The sequence below is a fragment of the Brevibacterium permense genome, from assembly GCF_025506275.1.
GTDB lineage: Bacteria > Actinomycetota > Actinomycetes > Actinomycetales > Brevibacteriaceae > Brevibacterium > Brevibacterium permense_A.
The window spans coordinates 107,153-131,458 of record NZ_QYCP01000087.1; the positions used below are offsets into that span (position 1 = coordinate 107,153).

At 65.2% G+C, this 24,306-nt stretch carries 28 protein-coding genes; 15 read left to right on the forward strand and 13 right to left on the reverse strand.

The genetic code is table 11. The annotated features are described in order from the left end of the window. Positions 1-60: 60 nt before the first annotated feature. Complete coding sequence (locus D3I60_RS10010) at positions 61-1,131, forward strand: FUSC family protein (RefSeq protein ID WP_262776041.1); 1,071 nt, start codon at positions 61-63, stop codon at positions 1,129-1,131. A 108-nt stretch (positions 1,132-1,239) separates the two neighbouring features. Further along, a complete protein-coding gene (locus tag D3I60_RS10015; RefSeq protein WP_440588571.1) occupies positions 1,240-1,905 on the forward strand; it encodes a DNA alkylation repair protein in 666 nt (221 codons plus the stop codon). Here the strand turns inward: D3I60_RS10015 and D3I60_RS19510 are convergent. Further along, the gene (locus D3I60_RS19510; RefSeq protein ID WP_262776045.1) at positions 1,894-2,451 is read right to left on the reverse strand and encodes a hypothetical protein; all 558 of its coding nucleotides are present in this window, start codon (positions 2,449-2,451) and stop codon (positions 1,894-1,896) included. The two genes, D3I60_RS10015 and D3I60_RS19510, sit on opposite strands and share 12 nt — an antisense overlap. On the opposite strand from D3I60_RS19510, the gene D3I60_RS19360 reads away from it, so the two are divergent. Continuing rightward, positions 2,402-2,512: a hypothetical protein gene (locus D3I60_RS19360; RefSeq protein ID WP_369415288.1), complete on the forward strand. Its 111-nt coding sequence runs from the start codon at positions 2,402-2,404 to the stop codon at positions 2,510-2,512. The genes D3I60_RS19510 and D3I60_RS19360 overlap by 50 nt on opposite strands. 22 nt (positions 2,513-2,534) lie before the next feature. Here D3I60_RS19360 and D3I60_RS10025 read toward each other — a convergent pair whose 3' ends face one another. From D3I60_RS10025 to D3I60_RS10040, 4 genes are all read right to left on the reverse strand, one after another. After that, positions 2,535-3,944: an amidase gene (locus tag D3I60_RS10025; protein WP_262776047.1), complete on the reverse strand. Its 1,410-nt coding sequence runs from the start codon at positions 3,942-3,944 to the stop codon at positions 2,535-2,537. A 70-nt stretch (positions 3,945-4,014) separates the two neighbouring features. Continuing rightward, positions 4,015-4,377, reverse strand: coding sequence for a winged helix-turn-helix domain-containing protein (locus D3I60_RS10030; protein ID WP_262776049.1), 363 nt, complete (start codon positions 4,375-4,377; stop codon positions 4,015-4,017). A 13-nt stretch (positions 4,378-4,390) separates the two neighbouring features. After that, a complete protein-coding gene (locus D3I60_RS10035) occupies positions 4,391-4,813 on the reverse strand; it encodes a hypothetical protein (protein WP_262776050.1) in 423 nt (140 codons plus the stop codon). A 155-nt stretch (positions 4,814-4,968) separates the two neighbouring features. Next, the gene (locus D3I60_RS10040) at positions 4,969-5,415 is read right to left on the reverse strand and encodes a flavodoxin family protein (protein ID WP_262776052.1); all 447 of its coding nucleotides are present in this window, start codon (positions 5,413-5,415) and stop codon (positions 4,969-4,971) included. A gap of 58 nt (positions 5,416-5,473) precedes the next feature. Between D3I60_RS10040 and D3I60_RS10045 the strand changes: the two genes are divergently transcribed. The 3 genes from D3I60_RS10045 to D3I60_RS10055 all read left to right on the forward strand — a co-directional run bounded on the left by D3I60_RS10045 (position 5,474) and on the right by D3I60_RS10055 (position 7,551). Beyond that, positions 5,474-6,523, forward strand: a complete 1,050-nt coding sequence (locus D3I60_RS10045; RefSeq protein ID WP_262776054.1) for a Sir2 family NAD-dependent protein deacetylase — start codon at positions 5,474-5,476, stop codon at positions 6,521-6,523. Next, on the forward strand, positions 6,456-7,046 hold the full coding sequence (locus D3I60_RS10050; protein WP_262776056.1) for a TIGR03085 family metal-binding protein: 591 nt from the start codon (positions 6,456-6,458) through the stop codon (positions 7,044-7,046). Before D3I60_RS10045 ends, D3I60_RS10050 begins: the two co-directional genes overlap by 68 nt. Before the next feature lie 103 nt (positions 7,047-7,149). Continuing rightward, positions 7,150-7,551 (forward strand): DUF4190 domain-containing protein, encoded by a 402-nt coding sequence (locus D3I60_RS10055; protein WP_262776058.1) that lies wholly within the window; start codon positions 7,150-7,152, stop codon positions 7,549-7,551. Positions 7,552-7,646: 95 nt separating this feature from the next. Here the strand turns inward: D3I60_RS10055 and D3I60_RS10060 are convergent, their stop codons facing one another. The 8 genes from D3I60_RS10060 to D3I60_RS10095 are packed head-to-tail and all read right to left on the reverse strand — an operon-like array spanning position 7,647 to position 13,443. Continuing rightward, on the reverse strand, positions 7,647-9,281 hold the full coding sequence (locus D3I60_RS10060; protein ID WP_262776060.1) for a polyamine aminopropyltransferase: 1,635 nt from the start codon (positions 9,279-9,281) through the stop codon (positions 7,647-7,649). Continuing rightward, entirely contained in the window at positions 9,278-9,706 is a 429-nt protein-coding gene (locus D3I60_RS10065; protein WP_173156139.1) for a DUF350 domain-containing protein, read from the reverse strand. Before D3I60_RS10065 ends, D3I60_RS10060 begins: the two co-directional genes overlap by 4 nt. A gap of 28 nt (positions 9,707-9,734) precedes the next feature. After that, positions 9,735-10,175 (reverse strand): hypothetical protein, encoded by a 441-nt coding sequence (locus D3I60_RS10070; RefSeq protein WP_262776063.1) that lies wholly within the window; start codon positions 10,173-10,175, stop codon positions 9,735-9,737. Next, the gene (locus tag D3I60_RS10075; protein WP_262776065.1) at positions 10,172-10,783 is read right to left on the reverse strand and encodes a DUF2617 family protein; all 612 of its coding nucleotides are present in this window, start codon (positions 10,781-10,783) and stop codon (positions 10,172-10,174) included. The genes D3I60_RS10070 and D3I60_RS10075 overlap by 4 nt, the downstream gene beginning before the upstream one ends. Continuing rightward, positions 10,783-11,397, reverse strand: coding sequence for a DUF4178 domain-containing protein (locus D3I60_RS10080; protein ID WP_262776067.1), 615 nt, complete (start codon positions 11,395-11,397; stop codon positions 10,783-10,785). Before D3I60_RS10080 ends, D3I60_RS10075 begins: the two co-directional genes overlap by 1 nt. A 60-nt stretch (positions 11,398-11,457) precedes the next feature. Further along, complete coding sequence (locus D3I60_RS10085) at positions 11,458-12,486, reverse strand: GNAT family N-acetyltransferase (RefSeq protein ID WP_262776069.1); 1,029 nt, start codon at positions 12,484-12,486, stop codon at positions 11,458-11,460. A gap of 31 nt (positions 12,487-12,517) precedes the next feature. Beyond that, entirely contained in the window at positions 12,518-12,784 is a 267-nt protein-coding gene (locus D3I60_RS10090) for a hypothetical protein (RefSeq protein ID WP_262776070.1), read from the reverse strand. Further along, a complete protein-coding gene (locus D3I60_RS10095; RefSeq protein ID WP_262776071.1) occupies positions 12,781-13,443 on the reverse strand; it encodes a DUF1707 SHOCT-like domain-containing protein in 663 nt (220 codons plus the stop codon). Before D3I60_RS10095 ends, D3I60_RS10090 begins: the two co-directional genes overlap by 4 nt. Before the next feature lie 92 nt (positions 13,444-13,535). Between D3I60_RS10095 and D3I60_RS10100 the strand changes: the two genes are divergently transcribed. From D3I60_RS10100 to D3I60_RS10140, 9 genes are all read left to right on the forward strand, one after another. After that, positions 13,536-16,880 (forward strand): DNA polymerase III subunit gamma and tau, encoded by a 3,345-nt coding sequence (locus D3I60_RS10100; RefSeq protein ID WP_262776073.1) that lies wholly within the window; start codon positions 13,536-13,538, stop codon positions 16,878-16,880. Beyond that, on the forward strand, positions 16,877-17,482 hold the full coding sequence (gene recR, locus D3I60_RS10105; RefSeq protein WP_262776075.1) for a recombination mediator RecR: 606 nt from the start codon (positions 16,877-16,879) through the stop codon (positions 17,480-17,482). The genes D3I60_RS10100 and recR overlap by 4 nt, the downstream gene beginning before the upstream one ends. 312 nt (positions 17,483-17,794) lie before the next feature. Further along, positions 17,795-18,148 (forward strand): hypothetical protein, encoded by a 354-nt coding sequence (locus tag D3I60_RS10110; protein ID WP_262776077.1) that lies wholly within the window; start codon positions 17,795-17,797, stop codon positions 18,146-18,148. Continuing rightward, positions 18,148-18,381 carry a helix-turn-helix domain-containing protein gene (locus D3I60_RS10115; protein ID WP_262776079.1) on the forward strand — a complete coding sequence of 78 codons (234 nt, stop codon included), beginning with the start codon at positions 18,148-18,150 and terminating at the stop codon, positions 18,379-18,381. The genes D3I60_RS10110 and D3I60_RS10115 overlap by 1 nt, the downstream gene beginning before the upstream one ends. Before the next feature lie 363 nt (positions 18,382-18,744). After that, positions 18,745-20,070, forward strand: coding sequence for an aspartate kinase (locus tag D3I60_RS10120; protein WP_262776081.1), 1,326 nt, complete (start codon positions 18,745-18,747; stop codon positions 20,068-20,070). Beyond that, positions 20,067-21,119, forward strand: a complete 1,053-nt coding sequence (locus tag D3I60_RS10125; RefSeq protein ID WP_262776083.1) for an aspartate-semialdehyde dehydrogenase — start codon at positions 20,067-20,069, stop codon at positions 21,117-21,119. Before D3I60_RS10120 ends, D3I60_RS10125 begins: the two co-directional genes overlap by 4 nt. 344 nt (positions 21,120-21,463) lie before the next feature. After that, positions 21,464-22,519 (forward strand): metal ABC transporter solute-binding protein, Zn/Mn family, encoded by a 1,056-nt coding sequence (locus D3I60_RS10130; RefSeq protein WP_262776085.1) that lies wholly within the window; start codon positions 21,464-21,466, stop codon positions 22,517-22,519. A gap of 2 nt (positions 22,520-22,521) precedes the next feature. Beyond that, positions 22,522-23,391 carry a metal ABC transporter ATP-binding protein gene (locus D3I60_RS10135; protein WP_262776087.1) on the forward strand — a complete coding sequence of 290 codons (870 nt, stop codon included), beginning with the start codon at positions 22,522-22,524 and terminating at the stop codon, positions 23,389-23,391. Beyond that, complete coding sequence (locus D3I60_RS10140) at positions 23,388-24,296, forward strand: metal ABC transporter permease (protein WP_262776089.1); 909 nt, start codon at positions 23,388-23,390, stop codon at positions 24,294-24,296. Before D3I60_RS10135 ends, D3I60_RS10140 begins: the two co-directional genes overlap by 4 nt. The last annotated feature ends 10 nt before the right edge of the window (positions 24,297-24,306 follow it).

The window sequence follows — 24,306 nt, forward strand, 5'->3', positions numbered from 1 at the left end:
CCCATATCAGTGATCCCGTCACCGGGGTCCGTTCCCGATGTCGAAAGAGGCCGAACCCGATTGAGCCACCTGCAGGAGTTCTTCCGCATCCCACCGGGCGAACGCGACCATGCCCCCGCGTTCCGCATCGCCCTGGGAGTCGCCATCCCGCTTCTCGTGCTGCTCGGAATCGACCGCCTCGACCTCGCCGTCTATGCCGCCTTCGGCGCCTTCACCGGCATCTACGCGCGCTTCGAGTCCCCACGATCGCGGACCAGACGCCAGTCGATCGCAGCCGCCGTCCTCGTCGTCTGCGTGGGCATCGGCGCCCTGCTCAGCAGCCTCGGAGCTTCGGTCTGGGTGCTCGTCGTCATCACCTCGCTCGTGTCCGGTGCGGGTGCGGCCATCGCCCTGCGCTTCCGGCTCAAACCCGGCGGGTCGATCTTCTTCATCTTCGCCACGGGAGCCGTCGGATCCATTCCCAACGGCGCATCGGTGCCGGTGGCAATGGGTGTGGCGGCCGCCTCGGCGCTGGTGTGCATCGGTCTCGGAGCGCTCGCCCACTATGCCGGCGAACGCATGCCTCCGGAGAAGGAGACCTATGTGCGGGTCGGGCTGTCGCCGGTGGGCAAGGCTGATCTGGCAGCCCACGCCGCCCGATTCACGATCGCCCCGTTCATCGCCGGAGTTCTCGGCACCCTGCTCATCGATGTGCTCCCGCTTCTGTCCCACAGCTATTGGGCGATGGTCGCAGCGGTTGCACCGATCACTCCGCCCGGTCGTTCGGCCCGTCTCAAGCGCGGCGTCCACCGGGTGGTCGGAACCCTGCTGGGAGTGATCGTCACAGCGTTCCTGCTGTCGTTCCCCACCGAGGCGTGGCAGCTGGTGGTGTGGGTGATCCTGCTGCAGTTCCTCGCCGAGATCTTCGTGCTGCGCAACTATTCGGTGGCTCTGCTCTTCATCACCCCGTTGGCACTGCTCATGACCCAGATCGGCAGCCCGCACCCGGTTCCGGAGCTGTTGGCCTCGCGTGCCATCGAAACCGTCATCGGCGTCGTCGTCGGCATGCTCGTCGTGGTCGTCGGGTTCAGCAGTGAAAAGAAGACGCGTGCCGGACTCGAAGCTTCGCCGCATGCCGATGACGATGACTGACGTCGTCTGCCGCCAAAACTTCTGCCACGCCGCCTGTGCGTCGGATATCATCGGCTCACCTCAACTCATCCGCACTGCCCTAATGCTCAACCGAACCCGGAGCACATGATGACCACCAGCACCGAGGTGCTCGCCACCCTGGCCTCGCTCGAGGACGAGAAGATCCGCGCCGTCAACGTCCGCCACGGCGACGACCACGCGGTCAACCTGACGAAGCTGCGCGCCGTGGCGAAGGACCTGAAGAAGAACGATGAACTCGCCGCCGAACTGTGGGACTCCGGCGACACTGCGGCCCGCCTCGTCGCGATCCTCATCATGCGTCCGAAGGCCTGGAGCGAAGCACAGCTCGATGAGATGCTGCGTGACTCCCGTGTCCCGAAGGTCCACGGCTGGCTGGTCAGCTATATCGTCAAGAAATCAGCCCACGCCGAGGCGCTGCGCCGGTCGTGGATCGACGATCCGGATCCCGTGGTCGCCTCCGCCGGCTGGGCGCTGACGAGCGAGTGGGTGAACCGGAAACCCGAAGGTCTCGACCTGTCCGGTCTGCTGGACGTGATCGAGGCCGAGATGGCCGACGCCCCCGAGCGTCTGCAGTGGGCGATGAACGAGACGCTGTCGTATATCGGCATCGAGAACCCAGACCTGCGGAAACGTGCCATCGACATCGGTGAGCGCCTCGGCGTGCTCCGCGACTACCCGACTTCGCCCGGCTGCACTTCGCCCTTCGCCCCGACCTGGATCACGGAGATGGTGGCTCGGAAGTCAGCGGACTGAGCCGGCAGGCACCTGCCCCGCGAGACCGGCCACAGCTGAATCTTCGTCCGGTGAGCTGATCGTCAGCCGATCTGCGCTCAGCGCACTGAGGAAATCGGCGGCATCGAAGGCCTCGCCCGGCGCCAGAGCTCCCGTGCCGGTGAACCGACCGTCGATGAGACGGACGGCGGCTTCGACCTCGAGCGGGGCGGTGACCTGGTAGATGTCGCGGCCAGACGCTCTCAGCGCGCGTCGGTGACCGGCCCGGCCGATTCTGCGCTCGATGACTGTCTCGGTGCCGCACTCGATTGGGCCAAGGCGCACCTCGACGAGCCGCTCACTTTCGATGATCTTGCCAGTCGGGCCGCCGTGAGCAGCCGACAGCTCGCGTGCCGAATGCTTTCTTCGGTGGGGGTGACCCCGCTCAGGAGGCTTCACAACCAGCGGATCCTCCGTGCGCAGGATCTGCTCGAGCGCACCGATGCTGCCGTCGAGATCATCGCCGCCACCTGCGGGAATGGGCAGCGCAGCCACCCTGCGACGTCGCTTCCGGAACGAACTGGGCATCAGCCCGACTGCCTACCGGAATGCATTCCACAGCGCCGAGGAGAGACCGCTCGGGGCCTGAGGCGCCCCTGCGGTCGGTGGGCTCAGAACCCGGCCGGGTGGCTGGTGTGGAAGTCCGTGACCTGCTGGAAGGCGTTACCGGCTGCCAGCACCAAGGGTTCGGTGAAGTCACCGCCGACGAACTGGGCTGCCAGGGGAGTGCCGCGTTCGGTGAACCCTGCGGGCAGAGTGATCGACGGCATTCCGCAGTTGTCGATCGGTGCCGTCGGCACGGTCACCGCAGCGAACAGCTTCTGGTCGGAACCCAGGTTCGCCATCTGCGTGATCGTCGGTGAGCCGACGCCGATTCCCGGCAGCAGGAGGAGATCGATATCGGACATAAGGGTGCGCATACGGCCGGTGAAGTCTCTTCTCGATTCGAGCAGCCGGTGGTAGTCGATTGCGGAGAGTCCGCGCCCGATCTCGATGAGACCGGACAGGTCGGGGCCGTATTCGTCCGCCCGGGCCGGATAAGTCTCTGCGTGGACACCGGCTGTCTCGATCCCGCACAGAGCCGTCCATTCCTTGGCTGCGGCCTCAAAACCGGGAGCCTCGACCTCGAGCACCCGCCAGCCCAGGCCGGTCACCGTCTCGATGGTGTCTTCGAGCATCGCATTCGTCGCGGCGTCGAAGTGCTCTTCGGCCAGCTTGCGGTCGAAACCGACGACCGGGGCTTCGTCGACGCGCAGCGTATTGGGGTAGTCCGGTACCGATTCGAGCGACGAGGTGGGATCGGCCGGATCGTGGCCGGCGATGGCCCGCAGCACGATCGCGGCATCACGGGAGCTGCGGGTCATCGGCCCGATGTGATCGAGGCTGGGAGCGAGTGCGAAGATGCCGTGGCGGGAGACCCGGCCCCAGGTCGGTTTGAGTCCCGTGACGCCATTGGCTGAGGACGGAAGGCGGATCGATCCGCCGGTGTCCGAGCCGAGCGAGGCGAAGCAGAGTCCGGCCGCAGTGGCCACACCTGACCCTGATGAGGAGACTCCCGACCAGGTGTCGGCATCCCACGGGTTGACCGGGGTCGGCAGATTGGGATGGTGACCGGTGAACGCCCCCTCGGTGAGACGCAGTTTGCCGAGGATGACGGCTCCGGCGGTTCGCAGTCGAGCGACGACGGTGGCATCGAAATCTGGGCGGAAGTCCGCATTGATCGTGGTGCCCGCACCGGTCGGTGCATCATGGGTGTACGCAAGGTCCTTCACCGCCACGGGGACACCGTGCAGATCGCCGAGCCAGTTCCCGCGGGCCAGGAGGGAATCGGCACGGTCGGCCTCGGCGAGGGCAGATTCGGCCATGACCGTGGCGAAGGCATGCAGTCGGGGCTCGAGGTCGTCGATGCGTTCGAGCATCACCTCGGTGACCTCCCGGGAGGACACTTGCCTGGTTCGGATGAGAGTTGAGATTTCGTGGAGTTCGAGGAACGGGATCTCGGTGCTCGTCGGTGTGGTCATCATGCCTCCTTGCATCGGTCTCCATCACCCTAGCCGATCTTCTCACCTGGGGGAACAGCGATCTACAGGGCTATGCTCCGGCCAGTTCCCGCAGTGCTTGGATGTGTGCCTCGAGACGGCTGGTCCCGTCTTTGCTGATCGAAACCCAGGTGCGCGGGCGTTTGCCCACGTACCCCTTCTTCACCTCGATCATTCCGGCCTTCTCGAGTGCGGTGATGTGCCGGGAGAGCACGGAATCGGAGACGCCGAGGCTGTCGCGCAGCAGTTTGAACTCGGCCTTGTCCCGGCTCTTCAGGCTCGAGACGATGCCGAGTCTCGTGGGGTTGTTGAGCTCCGGTTCGAGGCGGGTCAGGGAGTCGCCGAGGTGGGGGATCGGCTCGTCTTCGGTGCGGGCGTCCTCTGGTTCGGTCGGGGAGTTGTGTTTCGCAGTCATCGTCGGTCACTCCTCAGCGGCGCAGGGCCAGCAGGGAGAAGACCGGGGCGGCGACCCACAACAGTCCTGCGGCGATGAACGGGATCGGACCGCCGGCTGCGAACGAATCGGCCATGACGCCGGCGATGAAGGCGACGATGATGACGCCCAGCCATGTCAGCAGCAGGGCCGTGGAACGGCGGCTCCAGGACAGGGCCTTGATGAGGTAGACGATCAGTGCCGGGACGAGCCAGCTCAATCCGGCTCCGGCGATGATGAGCTGAGTCGTGTTGTCGTCGATGATGCCGATGGCCATGAGCCCGACGGAGAGTCCGGCGGAGAGGACGAAGAGCAGTGTGACCAGTGGCCATGCATCTCCGCTGCGCGCCCGGGACTGGTTCGCTTCGACCTGGTTGAGAAGATCTGCCGCCTGCTGCGGGGTGGGGTTCGCGTTCATGTCGGTTCCTCTGATTGGGGTTGCTCTGTGGAAGTGATTCCACAGTACCAACTACTTTCCATAGTGGAAAGTACTTTCACCAAAAACTCCCCATTACTACCTGACGGCGGCCCAGCAACCTCGCGCGAGGTTGCTGGGCCGCCGTCAGGTAGTAATTAGGGGGTGGCGGCTACTGTGGCGGCCAGCTCCATGGCCTTCTCCAAGTGTGCGTCTGTGACTTCGCCGGTGAAGATGAGGGGATCGAAGGCGAGCTTCCAGCCCAGGCCCGTCGTGATCTGCTTCATCGCGGTCTCGGCCCCGGTCGTGTCGTAGCCGCCGTGGATCCAGTAGGAGAACGGTCTGCCGGCGGTCGGCTCGCGCACCGCGTCATACGTGGTGTCGAAGAAGTGTTTGAGAGCGCCGGAGATATAGCCGAAGTTCGCGGTCGTGCCGAGCACATATGCATCCGCGGCGAGCACATCAGCAACACTTGCCTCCAGCGCCGGGCGGATGGTGACGTCGATGTCGCCGAGCTCGGGCATGCGCAGCCCGGACTCGGCCGCCTCGGCGATCAGTACCGTCGCAGCGGACGGGGAATGATGAACGAGCAGAACGTTGACCATGGCTCCACCCTAGTCCCGGCCGGTGCCTTCCGTCAGCTGAGATGTCTACAGTGGAGCCATGGCAGTCATCTTCGATCCCCTGCGCGGACGTGTGCGTCCGGAAGCCAGCCACCCCGATGCCGAGATCATCGACGTGCTCACGAAGACCTATTCCGATGCGGATTGGGCGGTGCTCACCGGGGCGGGAATGAGCACGGACTCAGGCGTCCCCGACTACCGCGGACCGGATTCCCCGCCGCGGACTCCGATGACGATCCAGACCTTCCTCTCCCACCCCGATCAGCGCGCCAGGTACTGGGCACGATCGTGGATGGGCTGGCCGCGGATGCGAGGTACCCGACCCAACGGGGCCCACCTGGCCCTGGCCGAGCTGTCCGTGGCCGGGATCATCACCCAGAACGTCGATGGACTCCATCAGGCCGCCGCCGAGGCGGTCGCCGCCGACCGCGGAAGCGGTGCCGGAGCGCCGGTGCCGAGTCCCATCATCGACCTCCACGGCAGCCTCGACCGAGTGATCTGCCTGAGCAACAACGGGCACCTGTTCGACCGCGATTGGGTGCAGCGGAGACTGAGCGAACTCAACCCGGACTTCGCCGAAGAGGTCGGCATCGACCCCATCGACGTCGAAACCGCGCCCGACGGCGACGTCGAACTCGAGGACACCGCCGGCTTCGCAGTCCTCGACTGCCCCGAATGCGGTGGACTGCTCAAACCCGATGTCGTCTACTTCGGCGATTCCGTCCCGGCCAACAGGGTCCAGGCAGCCAATCGGATCGCTGACGGAGCTGCAGGTCTCGTGGTGCTCGGTTCCTCGCTGGCAGTGCTGTCGGGACTGCGGTTCGTTCGGACCGCCGCGAAGGAAGGCAAACCCGTCGTCATCGTCACCGACGGGCCGACCCGCGGAGACGAATTCGCCGACTTCCGGTCGATCTCCCGCGTCGCCGACTTCGTCACCGCGTGGGCAAGCCGGCGAGGCGATCGGGCGGCGAGTCGGCCAGGCATCCAGGGGAGTCCAAGCCGGGGATGGAAGACTGAGGATCATGAGAGACAATCTGGCTCGCGCCGAACGACTGCGCCTTGTCGACACCGCCCGCCGCGCCGGGGATGACGCCCCCACCCTGTGTGAGGGGTGGACGGTCAGGGACCTTGCCACCCACCTCGTCATCCGCGAACGTCATCCCCGCGCTGCCGCGGGCATCTTCATGCCGAAGTTCACCGACCGCCTGCAGGCGAAGGAAGACGAGTACGCCGAAATGCCGTTCAGTCGGCTGCTCGGACTCGTCGCCGCACCGCCGAAGTGGACCCCGGGCGCCCTGCCGGGAGTGGAGACGGTGATGAACACGACAGAGTTCCTCGTCCACCACGAAGACATCCGCCGGGCCGCGATCGAATGGATTCCGCGTCGGCTGTCGCAAACAGAGACCGCGACCGTGTGGGCACAGACGAAGGTGGCCCTCCTGCCGTACGCGGTGAAGGCGAAGGGCCCCGTGACGATCGAAGCCCCGGGCTTCGGTACCCGCACAGCGGGGAAGAAGGGCAGCGGTGAGGCCACGACGATCACCGGGTCACCTCTCGAGCTGCTTCTCTATCTCATGGGACGAGAAGACCACGCACTCGTCGATGTGCGCTGAACTTCGGGAAAACCCTATCCAGGTCGGGGGATTGGTCCCTGTCGGCGTTCGGTGACGTCTTCCTAGGCTGGTGTCAACAGCCGATACCCAGGAGACCAACACCATGAACGCAGCACCCACCCCGACTCCCGATCAGTTCGACCAGACGTCCGCGGGACAGTACCCTCACCCGTCCGCCGGACAGTACGAAGCACCGCAGAGCTACCCGACGCAGTACCGCTATGGCCAACGCGCGGAGGAGGACCCGGGCAAAGTGCTCGGCATCGTCTCGCTCGTGGCGACCCTGTCGACTTTCCTCGGCTTCAACTTCATCGGACCCGTCGTCGGCATCATCACCGGACACATGGCGCGCAAGCGTTCACAGGAAGCAGGTTTCGGAGACAACGAGATGGGCAAGTGGGGCTTCATCTTAGGCCTCGTCTTCCTCGGTCTCCTCGTCCTCGGATGGGCACTCGGAATCTCCTTCGGCATCGTCGGTGGCCTGGCCAGCCTCATGGCCGGCTGACCGTAACGAAGAGACGGCACCGAACGAAAGACGGCAGAGGGCCGACCCGTGTGGGTCGGCCCTCTGCCGTTGTGAGAAGCCCGTGTCAGACGAATTCAGTATCCGACCCAGGCTCCGCGTTCCTGATCGAGGACCCGCGGGTGCAGCAGCGTCGAGGCTTCGACCTTGCCCACAGCCGCGCGATCACGGTCCGGTGGGAACGTCGTCGAGGCGGCGAGCACCTCGGCGGTGGCGAATTTCAACCCGTCCGGGGCGTCATCGGGCACGGTCACCTCGGGACCCTCCCCGTCTAGATCGGCGAGGAAATATCCCCAATCGCCGAAGCTCGGGACATCGACGTGATACGGAGTCGTCGACAGTCCCGCCTCGGCGACGGCCTCACCGATGCCCCAATAGGCCTCTGGGGCGAAATAGGGGGAGCCGGCCTGGACGACGAGGCGCGCCTCCGGGTTCATCATCTGGCGGATGAGCCCGTAGAACTCGATGCTGTAGAGCTTCGACGTCGCCACATCATCGGGGTCGGGAAGATCGGCGATGACCGCGTCATAGGCCGAATGCTTCGCCTCCCGCAGCCACGTGAAGGCATCGGCGGCGATCGTCGTCACCCGCGGATCGTCGAGGGAGTCGTCGTTGAACGCGGTGAAGTGCTCCGAGGTCTTCGCCAATGCGAGGACCGCGGGGTCGAGGTCGACGAGTGTGACTGACTCGACGTCGGGATACTTGAGGATCTCGCGCACGGCCAAACCATCGCCGCCTCCGAGGACGAGGACGTTGCGGCGCGGACCGTTCAGCAGCGGATGGACGAGGCTTTCGTGATAGCGGTACTCATCGGCCGAGGCGAACTGCAGATCCCCGTTGAGGAACAGCCGCGTATCACCGGTCCTCTTCGCCTCGGTGAGCACGATCTCCTGGTAGTCCGATCGCTGCGAATACACGATCGGATCCCGGTAGAGACGCTGCCGGGTGGTGACTTCGATGTCGTCGGTATATACCCACACCACGGTGAGCCCGCCGAGGATGAGCACAAGCAGCGCTGCCAACATGAGTTGGGCGGCGCGGCTGAGTTCGGAGCGGAAGAGCCAGAGGACGATGAGGATGCCCACCAGCGCGTTCGTCATCCCCACGGCCAGCGCACCGCGCGGCAGACCGAGCAGCGGCAGCAGGAGGAACGGGAAGGCGAGCCCTCCGATGAGTCCGCCCACATAGTCGGCGGCGAAGAGGTCGGCCACTGCGCTCGAGGCCTTCTGCGCGCGGATGCGTTGGACGAGCTCCATGAGCAGCGGGATCTCCGCGCCGATGAGCGCGCCGATGACGAACGCGAGGGCCACCATGGCCACCGTGTAGACGTCGGCGAAGGCGAAGGCGAGGTAGAGCAGAATGACGGAGAGTCCGCCGATGATGCCCAGGGCCGCCTCGATGAGGGCGAAGGAGACCGCGGCGAACCCGGTCAGCCGTTTGGTCGCCAGCGATCCCACACCCATGGCGAAGACCATGACGGCCAGGACGATGGAGGCCTGGACGATGGTGTCGCCGAGCAGATAGGACCCCAAGGCCACGAGCGCGAGCTCGTAGACCATTCCGCAGCTCGCGCAGATGAACACGGCGAGCAGGACGAAGAAACGGGCCGGCCCCGGACGCATCGGAAGGGTGATCGGGCGGGCCGCCTCGGTGGTGGTGCCGGTCGGTGCGGTCCCGGCCGACGTTCGACCGGATTCGTCAGCGGTGCTCAAAGGAGGGCTGCGGCCATGATGCCCGCGATGCCCAGATGGGCGGTGGCGTTGACCCAGACCTCGGGGTGCATCTGTGGGGAGTTGATGATGTCGCCGGTCTTTCCCGGGGTGAGCAGGCCGATGAGCACGAAGCTCACTCCCATGAGGATGATGCCGAGGACGCCGAAGACGAGGGTGGACAGGATGCCTGCGGCCAGGTCATCGGAGCTGGCGCGGATGGCAGCGATGACGATGATCGCGACTCCGGCCAGGTCGGAGGCGACGAGGACCGCGGCATTGCGCGACTTCTGCTCCCACAGGATGACGTGGAGCTTGCCCGGGGTGAGCAGGTCGACGACGAAGTAGCCGATGACCATGAGGAGGAGTCCGCAGCCCGCATAGGAGAGGACGACTCCGGTCTCGTAGATGAGGTAATTCAGGAGCATGTCTGCCTTTCGCTGTGCCTGATCGTGCCTATTTTCCGGTGCCCGGTCCGCCGCCGCGGAAGCCGGAGCCGTCGCCGTAGTTCGATCCGCCGCCGGTGAAGAACGGGAGGAAGAAGAAGCCGCCGCCTCCGGAGCGGGACGAGTCGCAGCCGACGTAGTCATAGCTGCTGCCGTTCTTCTCGTAATCGCCCTCGCCGGGGTTCGAGACGTATTGGCCGTTGCTGAGGTCGTAGTCACCGCAGTTCGCCGACGACCCTGACGAACCGCAGCCTTGGAACATGTTGCCGATGACGATGAGGATGACGACGAAGAAGATGATCGTTCCGCATCCGATGCGGCGCGGCTTCCGCCCCGATCCGCCGCCGGGCTGCTGCGGTCCGGCGGGACGTTGGGCGCCGGATGGACCGGAGTTTTCGCGGTCGAAATCGAAAGAGCCTCCGCCCATCGAGACGTTCGGGCCCTGGCTCATGTCGACCTCCTCAACTCGCTGCTGCTGTGCACGATCTCTCCATGCTGCGGGTAGCAGTGCCACGACTGCCAGGCGATCCGTTCGGGTTCTGCGCAGGTCAGCGACAGTGCCGTCAGTGCGCCGGGCTGTCCGGGGAACGCGACCGAGAGGTGGTCGTCTGCGGTGAGGGCACGGTCGGCACCGGCGGCGAGCACCTCAGCGGCGGCCGTCGGGAAGTCCCCGGACACGTGGGTGCGGGTCGCGGTGAATCGGTGTTCGGTGAATCCGGCCCACCGACCGTGGCGGATGTCCTCGCGGTCCCATCGCGGTCGTTTCGGAGACGAACCGTCCCCACCCTCGCCGAGGCAGGCGAAGGTCTCGATGAACGCCTCGGTGAGCCCGGCGCTCAGGATCGCCTGGTGGGAGGATCCGATGACGGTCAGTGTCAGGGCGAGGTGCGGGGCCGCCTCGGCGCGGATCACTTCTATGTCAGTGGGTGCGGCTACGGTGGGCACATCGATGCGGCGGGCAGCCAACGGGGCGATCCGGTCGTGGTCGAGGCTCAGCCGCAGCGCCTCGGCACTGGTGTCGGTGAAGGGGACGTCGAGCGGGCGGGGGAGGGTGAGCATCAGCTGCCGGAGTAGATGGTGAAGGAACCGGTCGGGATGGTCTCTCCCGTGCTCACTTCCCAGCGTCCGTGGTCGAAGCGTTCGAAGGTGAGCAGGCGGCCGTCGCCGGATTCGTAGTCGACATAGTCGACCCCGCCCTTCTCGTTCAGTCCCGTGGTGCCTTCGGACCGGTAAGAGGCGGTGCCGTGCTCGACGAGGTCGTAGTCGGTGCCGTCGATGGTGATGGTCCGGGCCTTCGGTTCGATGTCGAGGTCGGGGCGGTCGCGCCAGCGGGCGATCTGCACGTCGGGGTCGCGTTCGACGCTCAGCCACATGCGGGTCGCCGAGGCGTCGGCCTGGAAGAAGTGCTCGGCCCAGTCGTAGCCGCCCTCGGATATGCGCAGGGTGCCGCGGACGAAGAACTTCTCGTTGCCGAATTCGAGGAGGTCCCCGGCTTTGATGGTCTCGGGATCACCGCCGGTGTTCTGGTCGGCGGCGAAAGGATCGCGCGGGGCGGGCGGTTGTTGTGTCTGCTCCTGCTTGCGGGCCTTGCTGGTACGTGTTCGGATGACGAGTACGGTCACGAGGACGACGATGATGAAGACGAGGACGGCGATGAGGAGTTCTGTGGGCACGGCGGTCTGCTTCGATTCGATGGCCGGACGGGTCACCGCCCACTCTAGTCGACCGGAATGTCACGCGCGGCTGTGCTCGGACTTCTTCTCCAGAGCGGTCATCGTGTCGGCGATGAAGAACCCGAGGTCGCGGTTGAGTGCGAGCATCGGTTCGTTGTCCGTCGCCGTGTACGTCTGCACCCATTTCGCCGAGGCGGTCGCCGCGACCGCGGGCAGCTGACGCAGGTTCGCGACCTTGAGGGCCCGACCGATCCCACGGCCTCGATAGGCTCGGTCGACGAGCGTGTCCTCCTGGATGACGATCTGCGGATCGTGGGACGAGACCATGATCTCCGTGTAGCCGACGGCGAGTTCGCCCACGTGCGCCATCGAGCTGACCAAGGTCCAGCCCTGCTCTTCCATCCGCTCCTCATGGCTGCGGATCGCCGCGGTGCTGGCATGGGTGGCGGTGCGGGTGAGGTCGCCGACGGGCACGTCCTCATCCATCTGCTCACGCAGCTGGGTCCAGGATTCCAACACGTCCTCGGGGCAGGCTCCGATCCATGAGGTGACCGAGAAGTCCGGGTCCTCCCTGATCACGGGCACAACCGTCGACGCCCCCGAATCCTTGTACCGATTCGCATCGGCGTCCAGGTAGGCGGGCAGGTCGAGCAGCAGTCGGTGCTCTTCGTTGCCGATGCTCATCCCGTGCGCCTGCGCGAAGGCGACCCCGGCTGGGCAGAAGGTTTCGGTCTGCACGATCTCCGAGGTTTCGTCACCGTCATCGAGGAACTGTGCGGCCGCCTCGGCGAGGGCAGTGCCGAAACCCTGCCGACGGTGAGCCGAGAGGATACCGAGTTCGATATCGGTCGGAGTTTCGGGGGAGAGGCTGATCTCGACGCCGCCGATGATCTCCTCACCGAGGCGGCCCGCCAGGGCGATGTCCTGCCCTCCAGGGCGCGGGTGGGCGAATTGGGCCAGCGTTGTCTCGGCGCTGCGCCACCAGGCGGCGGTGCGGCCATCGGTGTAAGCGGAGCGCATGACGTCGTTCCACGTCAGCAGCGCAGATTCATCGTCGGCGGCAATGCGCGTGATCTGAATCTCAGACATAGTGAAAGTCGATCACGGCAGGTGCCGGTTTTCAAGGGCGCCGCGGTTCGGGGTCTTCGGGACGGTCAGGGCCGTCGGTGCTGTTCGTCCCCTCGGGGTCGAACTGGTCCGCAGCAGATCCGCGGTCGGTCGGGTCGGTGGGGGCCGCCTCGGCGTGGGGGTCGTGTTTGGGCAGGCGGGAGCCGATATGCGAACCGGGAGTGTTCATCACCCGGTACACGAGGACGGCGCCGATGCTGAAGACGACGACGATGCACAGGGTGAGGAAGATGACCGCGCCGAGTCCGGGCTCCATCATTTCGCCATTCGCCGACGGTCGAAGTAGTTCGCGAAGCGGGCCTTGAAGGAGCCCATGCCGATCGATCCGCCCACGCGCACGAGGGGTCGGCGTCCGGTCGGAACCGCATCGACGACGGATTTCACGCTGCCCCAGGTCTTCGAGAGCTGGTCGACGTTGACGGCCCAATCGGCGGGGACGACGACGGTGACGGCGCCCATTCCGGCGACGATCTCGACCTCGATGACCTCGAGATCGGTCTCGACCTCGAGGAAGTTCAGTTCGATGTTCGACATCGACGGTTCGCAGCGGATATACGGCGGGACCGCCCACCTGGCACGGCGGACCTCGGATTCCCAACCGGCCTTGATGACGAGCGGATCGAAACGATCATGGCCAGTGACCGCCATCGCGCGGCCGGTGGCGGGAGTGATCGCCGAGGTGGGTCGGAAGCGATCGGAGGGCAGCTCGGTGGTGAGGTCGGCGAGCACTTCGTCGAGGTCGACGGGGAACTTCGCGGATTGGACCTTCTCCATCCGTTCGTCGAGCTCGTCGACCGTGATCCGACCGTCTCCGGCGGCTTCGCGCAGGATCTCGATCGCCTCGTCGCGCTCTTTGTGGCCGATGCGGAAGGTCTTAGCGGGGTCGTTCTCGTCGGGGGAGGGGGTGGCTGAGCTCATGATCTCTATCGTGCCTGATCGGGAAGTCAGCGACAACGGCAGGGAGTCGGGGGCCGTGTCTCGTGTCAGTCGTTGGCATTAGGCTAGGGGACGTGTCCACCGCACTGTACAGAAGATACCGCCCAGAGACCTTCGACGAGGTCATCGGTCAAGAGCATGTCACCGATCCGCTGAAGGCCGCCATCGAACGTGGCCGCATCAACCATGCCTACCTGTTCTCCGGCCCGCGCGGGTGCGGTAAGACCACCTCGGCGCGGATCCTGGCCCGGTGCCTCAACTGCGAGCAGGGACCGACCCCGGTGCCGTGCGGGGAATGCCCGAGCTGCCGGGATCTGGCCAACGGCGGACCCGGTTCGCTCGACGTCGTCGAGATCGACGCCGCCAGCCACAACGGCGTCGATGATGCCCGTGACCTGCGTGAACGTGCCGTCTATGCGCCCGCGCGCGATCGGTACAAGGTGTTCATCCTCGATGAGGCGCACATGGTCACCTCGCAGGGCTTCAACGCTCTGCTCAAGATCGTCGAAGAGCCGCCGCCGCATATCAAGTTCATCTTCGCCACGACCGAACCCGAGAAGGTCATCGGCACGATCCGGTCGCGGACTCACCACTATCCGTTCAGACTGGTGCCGCCGGAGGCCCTGGGCAACTACCTCGAGGAGCTGTGCGCTCGTGAGAGTGTGCAGGTGGCCAAGGGCGTGCTGCCGCTGGTCGTGCGCGCCGGCGGGGGATCGGTACGCGACACGCTGTCGGTCCTCGACCAGCTCATCGCCGGGGCTGGGCCCGATGGAGTCGACTACGGCAGGGCCGTCGCGCTGCTCGGATACACTCCGGATTCGCTGTTGTCCGACATCGTCGATGCGTTCTCCGCCGGCGACGGTGCCGGGGTGTACCGCGCGGTGGAGCGGGTCATCGAATCCGGTCAGGATCCGAGGCGCTTCGTAGAAGATCTGCTCGAGCGCTTCCGGGATCTCATCGTCATCAATGCCGCCCCCGAGGCGGCCCATGCCTTCCTGCCCGAAGTGCCGCCGGACCGCCTGGAGAGGCTGACCCTGCAGGCCAATGGTTTCGGACAAGGTGAACTCTCCCGCGCTGCAGACCTGCTGAACGTGGGACTGACGGAGATGTCGGGTGCCACCTCGCCGAGACTGCAGCTCGAACTCATCTGTGCCCGCATTCTGCTGCCCGGTTCCGGTCGCAGCCGGGATGCTGTGCTCAGTCGTATGGAGCGGATGGAACGTCGCATCGGCATGTCGGCCACCGGTGTGGCAGCGAACGTGCCGCCGCCGCAGGCCCAGGATCAGGGTGCGGCGCAGGCTCCGGTGCGGGGGCAGGCACCAGCTGCCGATCAGGGGCAGTCGGGCGGTCGACCGTCGGCAGGTGAGGCGTCGCCTGGTGCGCCGGGCCGCGGGGCCGGAGCACCGGCTGCGAATGCGTCGGCCGGACCGCCCCAGAGCGCAGCTCACGACGACTTCGACGATATCGCGGCCATGGCCGCGGCTGCCGAGTCGATGCTCAACGAACCGGAGGCGCAGCCAGGGCAGCAGCCTGAGCAGGAGCAGCAGCGTCAATCTGATCGGCAGGGGTCGCAAGGCCAGACCCAGCCGGTGCAGGCATCGCCGTCCGGACCTCAATCTCAGACCGCGCACGCGGGTCCGCAGCAGCAGTCTGCTGAGAACCCTCGGAACGCAGTATCGGGCCGGCCAGCGCAGGAACAGCAGCCGTCTCCCGATTCGCCGCCCGAGCCTTCGGCCGAAGCGTCGGGTGCGCCGCAGAATGAGTCGCAATCTGTGCAGGAGAACCAACAGAGACAGGACTCAGCCGGTGCCTCCGCACCCAGGCCTGCACCGGACTCCGCGCTGGCGAAACAGCCTCAGCGCCAGTCGGCTCCCGCGTCTGCGGCACCAGCCGGACCTGGCGATGGCTCACGACAGTCCGAGCAGGCAGCGGCACCGGAAGCGACATCGGTGGCTGGATCCGGCGACATCGGCGGTGAGATCGAAGCGATCCGCCGCGCATGGCCGAGCATCCTCGCCTCGGTGGAGAAGCGCAGCCGACTGACACGAGCGATCATCGCGGCCAATGCGATCCCGCAGTCGTTCTCCGACGGGGTCGTCTACCTCGGCTTCAACAACGCCGGATCCGTGCAGGGATTCCAGCAGCGTGACCATGCGGCCAAACTCGCGGCGGCGATCAACGACGTTCTCGGCATCCAGGCTCGTATCGACGTCGGTGATGTCGGTCGGATCGGCGGAGGAACTGCCGGCGGAGGCAGCCAGGGTAAAGGATCCTCGGCTCCGCCTATGAATGACTCCGGCGGCAATCACGGACCGGCGCCGAGCCAGCGACGCCCGAGTCCGCAGGAGGTCGCCGCAGTCGTCGGCACTCGTGAAGTCGACAAACCACAGGTCGACCACGAAAAGTTCTGGGAACCAAGCGGTCCGACACAGGGTCCCTGGTCCTCCGACGACGAGGAGGGGGAACAGTCGGGCCCACCGACTGAACCCACACCTCAGGACAATCCCGGTGAACCGGCCGAGCATACCGATGAGGGATCGGCCGAGTCCGAGCCGGAATCCTCGGTCGCTCAGGTTCCCGCTGCGGACCCGTTCGACTCTGAAAGATCAGACAGGAATGCTCCTGAGCCGAGCGTTCCTGACCACGATTCTTCCGACCCCGCCGTCCCAGACGTCGTTGTGCCCGACCTGTCCGACGATGACTTCTTCGGTAAGCCGACAGACACCGGAACCGAGTCGACCGACTCCGGTAACGCACCGACCGACGACTTCGGACGGTCTGACGACTCGCGCGAGCAGGAATCGGCTCCAGCAATGTCGTCCGGCTTCGGGGACGATTCGCCGATGGAGTATGTCGAACCGCGGTGGGAGGAACCGAATTGGAACGACGGTCCCTCCCCGATAGACTCCTCGCCGATCGACCAAGCATCATCAGGCACAGCCCCGACCGACGTCGACGAGACGAGCGCCGGCAGCGGAGCTGTCGACGTCGGAGCTGTCGTCGTTCCGCCGCCCGATGACGATCTCGACTTTCCCGATCTCGGCGACACCTCGAGCGACTTCGGAGGAGGTGCCTTCGAGCAGTCGGCACCTGCCGTGCAGTCGCCGCCACCAACCCATGGGGGAGAGGCGAAACCGTTCAAATCGCGCTTCGCCGCACTTGCCGAAAAGCACGGTGCCACCACCACTCAACCTGCCGGGCCCGGCTACGGATCTGCTCCGCAGGCCAATCCGGTAGGCGGGACAGCACCGGGGGGTGCCTCGGCGCCAGGACCGAACCCCTACCCGCAAGGGTTGGGATCGGACGAGGACGAGTATGATCCGGACACGGACCTCGACGTCTCCGAAGCGCCGCAGATGGGCGTCGATGTGATCGCACGGGTCCTCGGCGGCGAAATCATTGACGAAAGAGAAGTATGAGCGCTGTATACGAAGGTGCCCTTCAGGACTTGGTCGAAGAGTTCGGCAAGCTTCCGGGCATCGGGCCGAAATCGGCCCAACGTCTGGCGTTCCACATCCTGCAGACGGACTCGCAGGACGTCAATGCGCTGGCCCAGGCGCTCACCGACGTGAAGAAGCGAGTACGGTTCTGTGAGATCTGCGGAAACGTCTCCGAGGAAGCCGAATGCACGGTCTGTCAGGACCCGCGCCGCGATCGGTCGATGATCTGTGTGGTCGAAGAGCCCAAGGACGTCGTCGCGATCGAACGGACCCGAGAATACCGGGGCCTTTATCACGTCCTCGGCGGAGCCATCGACCCGATGGCCGGAGTTGGGCCCGATAGCCTGCGGATCAAAGAGCTCATGACGCGTCTGCAGGACGGTGAGGTCAAGGAGACCGTCATCGCCACCGACCCGAACCTCGAGGGCGAAGCCACTGCCACCTACCTCGTCCGCCTGCTCGGATCACTTGGCGTGACCGTCACCCGCCTGGCCTCGGGGCTGCCCGTCGGCGGCGATCTCGAATACGCCGACGAAGTCACCCTCGGTCGGGCATTCTCCGGTCGTCGCGAAATCGACTGACGGCCTCGGTTTCGCCCTCTTGACACCATATCGATGATCGTGAAACATATTGTTTTTCGATATATCGAAGAACGATAAGTCGCCGGATGCGACGAAGGACGGCGAAGAGCTCGCCTGCCCCGCGCCGGGACGAGAAGGCGTTGTCATGTCACCGACAGAGGACCAGCAGCCGCACGACGAACCTCAGAAGCGCAAGGCATTCGGCACAGGTTACGAGTTATGGATCGGTTTGGCGGTCGGCTTCACCCCTGTCCGGATTCGCCGAGATCGTCGTTCCGACGTCCGACGTCCGACGTCTCGACCGGAGCGGTCGTGTTGGTGACCATCGCCGAAGTCACTCTCATCCTCACCGTGTTGGCAGCCGCGATCTCCTTGGTGCCTGTCATCCGTGACATCGCGGCGGGAACACCCTTCACGCTCCGGGCATCCCGCGTCTTTGCGGCGTTCGAGTGGATAGTGGCGATCGGGTGGATTCTCCCCTTCATCACCAAGGTTCCCGGCGGCAACTGGATCTCCGCCGACATCGGCATCGCTGATGAAGTGGGGCCGGGAATCACCGTCGTCCACGCATTCTTCATTCTCGGGGTTGTCGGCGGCGCCGAGCTGCTGCGGCGGTGCTTCAGATCAGGACGCGAAGCTCAAGAAGAGCTCGAAGGGCTCGTATGATGGTCGAGGAATCCGACTCCTCCCGGGTCATCTGCCACCTCGACAGTCTGCTGACCCGGCGAGACATGAGCCTGACCGAACTGTCCAAACGCGTAGGGGTCTCGCTTGCGAACCTCTCCGTGCTCAAGAACAACAGAGCGAAGGCCGTGCGCTACTCCACTCTCATCGCTCTGTGCGAGGTCCTCGACTGTCAGCCTGGTGACCTCTTCACCGTGGAGCGACGGTCGGACTGACCGTCAAGAGCAGCCCCCGTCGGCGCGAAGCCGGCGGGCCGCCTCGGCGAGTGAATCCGGCGTTCCACGATGCCTCGTTTATAACGATTGCTGAGCAGGGGCTGAACGCCCGGTGACCAACCGCCGCCTCGCCTATGTGCACAGTCAACGCTCGGGTCTGCAGGGGCGGACATTCGGCCCGGTCAGGCGGTGTCTGAATGACGGGCGAAGGTGAAGCGGAATGACGTACCTCATACAATGGTTCAGGTGCCGGGAGCCCGACACGGCTGAAATCCTGATCGATGCAGCACGAGACCTCCATGTTTGGAACCATGGAATCGATCGCCTGGCACGGAACTTATCAGCGATAAGGAAGATACTGCAGTGAGCATAGTCGTCCAGAAGTTCGGTGGGTCCTCGGTAGCCGATGCGGAATCGGTCAAGCGGGTGGCCAAACGAATTGTCGAGTACCGTCAAGCCGGTCACGAAGTAGTTGTCGTGGTGTCGGCCATGGGTGACAGTACCGATGATCTCATCGACTTGGCCCAACAGGTTTCCCCCATGCCACCCGCCCGCGAACTCGATATGCTGCTGACCGCCGGTGAGCGCATCTCGATGGCGGTCCTGGCCATGGCGATCGCCAACCTCGGCTTCGAAGCCCAGTCCTTCACCGGCTCCCAGGCGGGAGTCATCACCGATGAGCAGTTCGGCAAGGCCCGAATCATCGACGTCACTCCCGGTCGCATCCGGTCCTCCCTCGACGAGGGATACGTCGCCATCGTCGCAGGATTCCAGGGCGTCAGCCAGACTGCGAAGAACATCACCACACTCGGCCGCGGCGGCTCCGACACCACCGCTGTGGCACTGGCCGCGTCGCTCGATGCCGATGTGTGTGAGATCTACACCGACGTCGACGGCGTCTTCACCGCCGATCCGCGGATCGTGCCCACGGCTCGCAAGATCGATGAGATCGGCTACGAAGAGATGATGGAGATGGCCGCCTCGGGCGCTAAGGTCCTCATGCTCCGCTGCGTCGAATACGCCCGCCGTTACAACGTGCCGGTGCACGTGCGGTCCTCATTCTCTCGCAACCAAGGAACCTGGGTGACCGATTCACCCATCCCCGAAGCCTTTCGCCAGGGCCGGGGATCATCGACCCCGGCAGCGGAACCAGAAACGGAGTCCACCATGGAACAGGCAATCATCTCCGGCGTCGCCCACGACCGCTCGGAAGCCAAGGTCACGATCGTCGGGGTTCCCGATGTCCCCGGCAAGGCCGCTGAGATCTTCAAGACTCTGGCCAAGCAGGAAGCCAATATCGACATGATCGTCCAGAACATCTCCACCCGCGAGCCGGGGAAGACGGACATCTCCTTCACCCTGCCCATGGACGACGGGGCCAAGGCGCTTGAAGCGCTCGACGGTGTGAAGGCAGAGATCGGCTTCGACCAAGTCCGCTACGACGACCAGATCGGCAAGCTCTCCGTCGTCGGCGCCGGAATGCGCTCCCACCCGGGCGTGACCGCGACCCTGTTCGAAGCGCTCAGCGACGCCCAGGTCAATATCGACATGATCTCCACCTCGGAGATCCGCATCAGCGTCGTCACCCGAGCAGACCTGCTCGACGACGCGGTCCGTGCCGCTCATGCCGCCTACGGACTCGACAGCGAAGACAACGAAGCAGTGGTTTACGGAGGTACCGGACGATGAGCATCAATATCGGAGTAGTCGGTGCGACCGGCCAGGTCGGCGGAGTCATGCTCGACCTGCTGGCCGACGATCCCGGGTTCGAGATCGGGTCCCTGAGGCTCTTCGCCTCCGCCCGTTCGGCCGGGAAGACGATCGACTTCAAGGGTCAGCCGATCACCGTCGAAGACGCCGCCGAGGCGGATCCGAGCGGACTCGATATCGCCCTGTTCTCCGCCGGTGGGGCGACGTCGAAGGCACAGGCCGAGCGTTTCGCCGCGGCCGGTGCCATCGTCGTCGACAACTCGTCGGCGTGGCGTTCGGACCCGGAGGTTCCGCTCGTGGTCAGCGAGGTCAACCCGGATGCCCTTGATGAGCCGCCCAAGGGCATCATCGCGAACCCGAACTGCACGACCATGGCCGCCATGCCCGTGCTCAAAGCTCTCCATGACAAGGCCGGACTCAGCCGACTCATCGTGGCCACCTACCAGGCAGTGTCCGGTTCGGGCCTGTCCGGTGTGGAGGAACTCGCCGGTCAGCTCGAAGCCGGTCTGCCCGACGCCCGCAAGCTCACCACCGACGGTAACGCGGTGAGCCTGCCGGAGCCTGACAACTACGTCGAACCGATCGCGTTCAACGTCCTGCCGATGGCCGGATCGGTCGTCGACGACGGGCAGAACGAAACCGATGAAGAGAAGAAGCTGCGCAACGAGAGCCGGAAGATCCTCGGCCTGCCAGACCTCCTGGTCGCCGGCACCTGCGTGCGCGTGCCCGTCTTCACTGGACACAGCCTGAGCATCCACGCCGAATTCGATTCCGAGATCAGCCCCGAGCAGGCCACCGAGATCCTGTCTCAGGCTCCCGGAGTCGCCCTCGACGAGGTCCCTACCCCGCTCAAAGCTGCAGGTCGGAACGACAGCTACGTCGGCCGCATCCGCGCCGACCAGTCGGCACCGGCAGGCAAGGGACTCGTCCTCTTCGTCTCCAACGACAACCTGCGCAAGGGCGCGGCACTGAACACCGTGCAGATCGCCGCCCTGCTGGCCAAGAAGCTCGAGGCGAAGGTCGCCTGAGCAACTCGATTGCTGATCGCCGGCGTTGACCGGTGACGTGCAGCAGTCCGCTGAGGATCGCAACCGCCCGGAAGCACCTGCTTCCGGGCGGTTCGTCATCTGCGGCGGCTCGTTCAAGGCTACGCGCGTTTGTGCAGAGCTGCCGAACTGGTTCAAGCCCGGGCGCGGAGTGCACACGGTAGACAGGCGCTGAGGTGGGCTCTGCCTTGAACGAGCCGAAGTGAGCGCTCGTCCGCAACATATAAAAGCTTTGCTATATATAAATATTTATATTAGTGGCGGGCCTCTGATCTGAGTATCGTCGACGATGTTGCTTCATCCTCGATGCCTCAGAAAGGCTCCCCATGACCTCCTCGCGCATTCTTCTCGCCTCCGCTGCTATCGCCTCCTCGGCGACGTTGGTCCTCAGCGGCTGCGGGGGTCAGGCTTCCGAAGCCGACACCGGGGCTCTGCGCGTAGTGACCTCGACCAACGTCTACGCCGATATCGTCTCCCAGGTAGCCGGCGACTTCGCCGAGGTGAGCCCGATCATCGACGACCCGAACCAGGATCCGCACTCCTACGAGGCGACCACGCAAGATCGACTCAAACTGTCGAAGGCCGACCTCGTCGTACAGAACGGCGGCGGCTACGACGCATTCATGACCGGAATGCTCGATGCCTCCGGTGCTGACGTCGACATCATCGATGCCGTTTCGATCTCCGGCTTGCCCGGTTCGGAAGGCCTCGGCAACGAACCGCACGACCATGATCACGGTGACGGCCATGATGACGAGGAAGCCCACGGCGGCGGGCACGCTCACGAGGGTGAGGAGGCACATGATCATGAACATGCCGAAGAGGGCCACGAAGGCCACGATCACGGATCATTCAACGAACATCTGTGGTACTCGGTGCCGACGATGACGAAGCTCGTCGACGAGGCGGCGACCCACCTCGGCGAGGCCCTGCCGGAACATCAGGGCGAGTTCGAGGAGAACGCGAATGAGTACAAGGCGCAGCTGTCCGCTCTGCAGGACGATATCGATGCGGTGAAGAAGGAGCACGGCGGCGAGAAGGTCGCGGCGACCGAACCGATTCCGCTGTGGCTGTTCGACGATATGGGGCTGGAGAACGTCACGTCGATGGAGTTCCTCGCCGCCGTCGAAGAGGGCAATGATGTGCCGCCGCTGGTGCTCAAGGCCGCGGAGAAGCAGATCTCCGATGGAGATGCCGTGCTGCTTGGATACAATACTCAAGCGGCAGGTCCGCAGGCAGAGGCCTTGAAGTCCACCGCTGAGGACTCCGACGTCCCGGTCGTCGACCTCGCCGAGACCATGCCTTCGGGAACGCACTACGCCGACTGGATGGGTGGCTACATCACCGAAATCTCAACCGCACTCGAAGGGCACAAGCACTGAACATGGCCAAGGAATCCGACGCTTCCGCACCGGCAACGCGAAGGGAGCCGGTGATTCGACTGCGCGACGCTGAACTGCGGTTCGGCCCGCGAGTGCTTTGGCACGACCTCGACCTCGACGTCGCGCCCGGGGAGTTCCTCGCCGTGCTCGGCCCCAACGGCACCGGCAAGACCTCCCTGCTCAAGGTGCTGCTGGGACAGAATGCGCTGTCGGGCGGCACCGCTGAGGTCGGCGGTCGGGAAGTGCACAAGGGCAACCCCGCCATCGGCTACATTCCGCAGCAGCGCGGAATCGATCCGCACACTCCGATGCGCGGCCGCGATCTGGTGCGCATGGGCATCGACGGTCACCGGTGGGGGATGGGCCTGCTGTCCCGGGGACGGAAGAAGAAGGTCGAAGACCTCTTGGCCTCCGTCGGCGCCACCGACTATGCCGATGCCCCCGCCGGCACGGTCTCCGGCGGTGAGCTGCAGCGACTGCGTGTGGCCCAGGCCCTGGCCAATGATCCCACGGTGCTGCTCTGCGACGAACCGCTGCTGTCCCTCGATCTGCACCACCAGCAGGTGGTGGCCGCGCTGCTGCACGAACAGCGGGTCAAACGCGATACCGCCGTCGTCTTCGTCACCCACGAGATCAACCCGATCCTGCCGTATGTCGACCGGGTGCTCTATATCGTCGGCGGGCATTTCCTCTTCGGCACTCCCGCCGAGGTGATGACCACCGAATCGCTGTCCCGCCTCTACGGGACTCAGGTCGAAGTGGTCCGCGTCGGCGGCCGCCTCGTCGTCGTCGGCGGTGAAGAGGAGTGCGTCGACCACCACAACCTGCCCGATGACTCCTTCGACCTCGACGGGACGGTGGTGAACCGATGAGCATTCCTGAGATCTTTGCCAACCTCTTCACCTTCGAGGACTACGGCGAGCTCGTGGCGCTGCTGGCCAATTCTCTCATTGCCGCGGCGCTGCTCGGCGTTGTCGGAGGCCTCATCAGCGTCTTCGTCATGGCTCGGGACATTCCCTTCGCCGTCCACGGGGTCTCCGAACTCTCCTTCGCCGGTGCTGCCTTCGCCCTGCTCGTCGGCTTCGACGTCGTGACCGGGTCAATCGTCGGGTCCGTCGTCGCCGCTCTCATCATCGGCATCGGCGGGGCCAAGGATTCGGAGAAGAACGCGATCATCGGCGTCCTCATGCCCTTCGGCCTGGGACTTGCGATCCTCTTCCTCGCCCTCTACGACGGGCGAGCTGCGAGCAAGTTCGGGCTGCTCACCGGCCAGATCGTCGCGATCACCCCCGGCCAGATCCTCACCCTCATCATCTGTGCACTGGCCGTACTCGTGGTGTTGGCGATCGTCTGGCGTCCGCTCATGTTCTCCAGCCTCGACCCCGAGGTGGCTCGAGCCAAGGGTGTGCCGGTCAGTGTGCTCACCATCGTCTTCATGCTCACCCTCGGACTCGCAGTGGCGCTGAGCGTGCAGGTCGTCGGTGTCCTTCTCGTCCTCGCTCTCCTCATCACTCCGGCCGCCGCAGCGACCCAGCTCTCGGCCTCGCCAGTGTGGGTTCCGGTGCTCAGCGTGATCTTCGCCGTGACCGCCTCGGTCGGTGGCATCCTCATTGCGCTCGGTTCGCCGGTGGTCCCGATCAGCCCGTTCGTCACGACGATCTCATTCCTCATCTACGTCGTCTGCCGCCTCGTCGGCGGTCGCCGTATGAAGTCCCTGCACCGCCGCCGCGCCCACCGCGCCGCAGAAGAACACAACACCCCTATCCCCACCCCCTAATTGCTACCTG